The 3558-nt window shown below is 35.7% G+C and carries 3 protein-coding genes; all 3 read right to left on the minus strand.

All coding sequences use genetic code 11. From position 1 onward, the window contains the following. Positions 1-392: 392 nt before the first annotated feature. From QQK09_RS19220 to QQK09_RS19230, 3 genes are read right to left on the minus strand one after another with little or no spacing between them, the layout of a single operon-like run. Positions 393-1244 (minus strand): hypothetical protein, encoded by an 852-nt coding sequence (locus QQK09_RS19220; RefSeq protein ID WP_284205858.1) that lies wholly within the window; start codon positions 1242-1244, stop codon positions 393-395. Further along, a complete protein-coding gene (locus QQK09_RS19225) occupies positions 1244-2098 on the minus strand; it encodes an ABC transporter ATP-binding protein (protein ID WP_284205859.1) in 855 nt (284 codons plus the stop codon). Before QQK09_RS19225 ends, QQK09_RS19220 begins: the two co-directional genes overlap by 1 nt. Further along, positions 2095-2466, minus strand: a complete 372-nt coding sequence (locus tag QQK09_RS19230) for a GntR family transcriptional regulator (RefSeq protein ID WP_284205860.1) — start codon at positions 2464-2466, stop codon at positions 2095-2097. Before QQK09_RS19230 ends, QQK09_RS19225 begins: the two co-directional genes overlap by 4 nt. Positions 2467-3558: the final 1092 nt, after the last annotated feature.

Consider the following 3558-nt stretch of genomic DNA (forward strand, 5'->3'; position numbering starts at 1 on the left):
TGATTAAATTGTTAAAGAGCGTGCCTTTCGGCGAGGTGCGTATAATACGCTACCTGCGAACCTTGTCAACCACTTATTTTCAAAGCTTTTTAATGACTCAAACTCACTGAGTTTGTTGGTTCCGACTAGGTTAGTGGCTTGCGCCTCAGTCCTTGTCTGTGCGGCGTATTATAGGGACTCAGATCACATTGGCAAGCGTTTATTAGCAATTAAATTTCGTTCGCTCATTAAACGTGCAAAACAATGGAATATTGGTTATTTAAAGCTAAAAATGTCGACAAAACATACCGTTCAACTCGCTTGCACTCCCATATAGCGAGCAGGTATAAATACAATTTAATTAAAAAGAAGGTTACCAGCCGTCAATAATAACCCTCTTTATTTTAATAAGGCTATTTATAACCTTGTAAAACATGCTTTATTCTAAATTCACCATGCTTTTGAATTGATAAACTAACAATAAAAAAAGCGCCAGCTATTACGTACATCGAAACTATAGGAATAATAGACAACTGGCTAATGAAGTGAACGGGTTCATTTGTGAATAATAATGAAGTAGGCAAATTAATAAATTGATAAACGAAGTGATCTAATCCACTCATTGGAAATATTAATCCGAAAGCCACTTTCAATGCATAGATACCAATAAGTGTTATTAATAACGGTGACTCCGATAATTGCGATACTGCAAATATCACGCAAGCAAAGGGTAGCAGTGCAATGCCAATAAAAAACATATTCATTAAAAAGCTAAAATAGTTTTGTAAAACACTTAGAAAGCTAATATCACCAATTAAAAACTTCACGTGATCTGGGCTAAATATTGATAAAATCCACAAAAACAAATCCGCGCTTAACACTAACATTGAGCAAACCAATGGAATAATTAATAGTGCAAAACCTAATTTAACAAGTTGTGTTGATAAATCTGATATCGGCATACTGCGCCAGAATGCAATACTTCCATCCTGCCTATCACCACATATCGCCTTACTTAAATACAATGTAGACAATAAGAACGAAACTATCATTGCGCCAAAATTAATTGTAGCAATGACCCCTTCCTGTAAATTCAGTATCTGGTCATTTCCTATCCCACTTATGCTAAATTCTACATTGGCATCAAAATTGAAAATAATGAATAGACTTAATAGTATTGTAAATGCCAGTACGAACAGTGGTAAACGTGTGACTATTTTATGCTGCAGAAACTCTTTTTCTAACATATAAAAGATCGGGTGCATTAGTGATCCTCCTTTTGTAAGGCAATAAATAAATCCTGTAATGTGATACTTGATATTTCACCATATTCGGTAGCTTGCTGTTTATGTTCTGATTTTATCAACCACTTTTTAGTCCCTAAACCAGGCCTTAAATAGATAGGTTGGAATGTTTGAATTGATCCAGTAAAACTATCCGTTACTTCAAGAGTTATGTATTGTTGCAGTACATCTTCGATAGATCCCTGTGCAATACAGTTACCTTGCTTTAACATTAAAACATCTGTTAATAAGTGTTCTATCTCGCTCACTTCATGGCTAGCAATAATCAAAGTCCGCTCCCCATCATGCATCCACTCAATTAAGTGGCGATAAAAGGTCTCCCGATAGATAAGGTCGAGCCCTAACGTGGGCTCGTCCAAAATTAACACCTTAGTTTCAGACGCAATCGTTAATGCTAAATGGAGCTGTACTTTCATGCCTTTTGATAATGTACCAATTTTACTCATGAGTTGAATGTCAGTATGGGTAAGTAACTGTTCTGCTTTCGCCAAATCAAAGTTTGGTTGCATGCCATCTGTGTAACGCAAAATTTGCTTTACCGTCATCCATTTTGGTAATACATCACCATCGGATATATAACCTAAGCACTGCATTAATGGCACGTGTTGGTTTATTGGATTTAAGCCACAAATAGATATTTCACCTTGATAACTTTTAAACCCAAGTAACGCATTAATTAATGATGATTTTCCTGCACCATTGTGACCTAATAATCCGAGCACTTGTCCACCTACTAAACTAAATGACAAATTATTAACGACTACCTTAGATTGATAGTTTTTACTAAGATTTTGCACACTGACCAATTTCATCATGGTTTTCCTTTCATCTGTTTATTTAATTCTTTTATAAAATCATTAACAGGCATATCAAGTAACTCCAACGTTTGAATCAACTGTGGGATACCTTCATTTAAAAATGCTTTAGTTGTAGTTGTCTTTAATTTCGATCGCGCACCGACTAATACAAACATGCCTCTCCCACGCACTTTCTCAATAAGTAGTTCATCAACTAATATTTGATAAGCTTTCATTACTGTTAAGTGATTAATTTTTAAATCTGATGCAACTGTTCGTACTGAGGGTAAAGCTTGCCCCTCTAACCAGATACCAGCTAAAATTTGTTGTTCGATCCGCTGTTTTATTTGTAAAAAAATGGGCTGCTTATCATTCCAATCAGTCATTCAACCTCCATAGTGATATACACAACTATAACACCATATCAGCATTCTAATTAACTGCAAGTATTCTGGCTAATAACGTTATTATTCACTTTAAAACGAGATAAAGTGATAGTGATTAAACGTTTAAAATTGGCATTCAAATACACTTATGTGACGCTTTATGAACTTGTAAATAATTTACCACCAACTTTACACTCTAAATTAAACACATACGGACACCTCTTCACTTGGCTGAAAGATAATGAACTAGAAAGTTTTACGTTTATTTATTTTGACGATAGCGCTGTTCAAGCAATAACAAAGAATTTAATAAAGTGTTCATTATTGTTGGCGAAATTACTACAACACACTATAGATGTTGAAGAGGCAACAAGACCGCTGTAAATCACGCTTTATTAAAATTATCTTGTGTATTTAAACATTGTTCAGTAATTAAATTCTATTGATATAAATCGAGCATAGAATGGGTTTATGCAGCAAGTTACTCATGTTGAACCATTGTGTAAAAGAGAGTGGGGGAGTCTGAACAAGAATTAAATTCGTTTGGTATCACTATACGAAGCGGTCACTTTTAATCGAAATGGATCATCAAACATGATGATTCATCATTTTTTTCCTAAATAGAAGATTTTTATTTCCATATTCGAATCATCATCTCTTCAAAGTGCTAAGACAAGAAATGAGATTCAACTGTAGGTCGGTCTTTAGGCCGTCAATTGGGTGAAGCCCGATATATATTTTCTCTTTAGGTGATTTATTGATACGCAGAGGCGCTTGGTGATGGTTGGACATTGTTCGTAATCTTGCCTTTCGGCAAACTCGCTATACGCATTGGCCAGTCGAAACGTTGAAGCATCTCAGAATGATGATTAATCATTTCTTGCTGCCCCATATAGTGGGCCAATGTAGTCTAAGCGGCTAAAACTAAACAATCAAGTACAGCTGTAGGTCGGTCTTTAGGCCGACAATTGGGCCAAGCCCGATATGTATTTCCTTTGTAGGATATTTACTGATACGCAGACGCGCTTGGCGATGGGTGAACATTGCTCATAAACCTGTGCTGTCGCACAATTCGCCCTACTATCACATGAT

Origin of the sequence: Psychromonas marina, from assembly GCF_030161115.1 — a bacterium.
Lineage (GTDB): Bacteria > Pseudomonadota > Gammaproteobacteria > Enterobacterales > Psychromonadaceae > Psychromonas > Psychromonas marina.

What these genes read in the sequence shown, in the direction of transcription:
- QQK09_RS19220 (WP_284205858.1), bottom strand. Translation starts at nt 1,244, where the DNA reads ATGCACCCGATCTTTTATATGTTAGAAAAAGAGTTTCTGCAGCATAAA.
- QQK09_RS19225 (WP_284205859.1), bottom strand. Translation starts at nt 2,098, where the DNA reads ATGATGAAATTGGTCAGTGTGCAAAATCTTAGTAAAAACTATCAATCT.
- QQK09_RS19230 (WP_284205860.1), bottom strand. Translation starts at nt 2,466, where the DNA reads ATGACTGATTGGAATGATAAGCAGCCCATTTTTTTACAAATAAAACAG.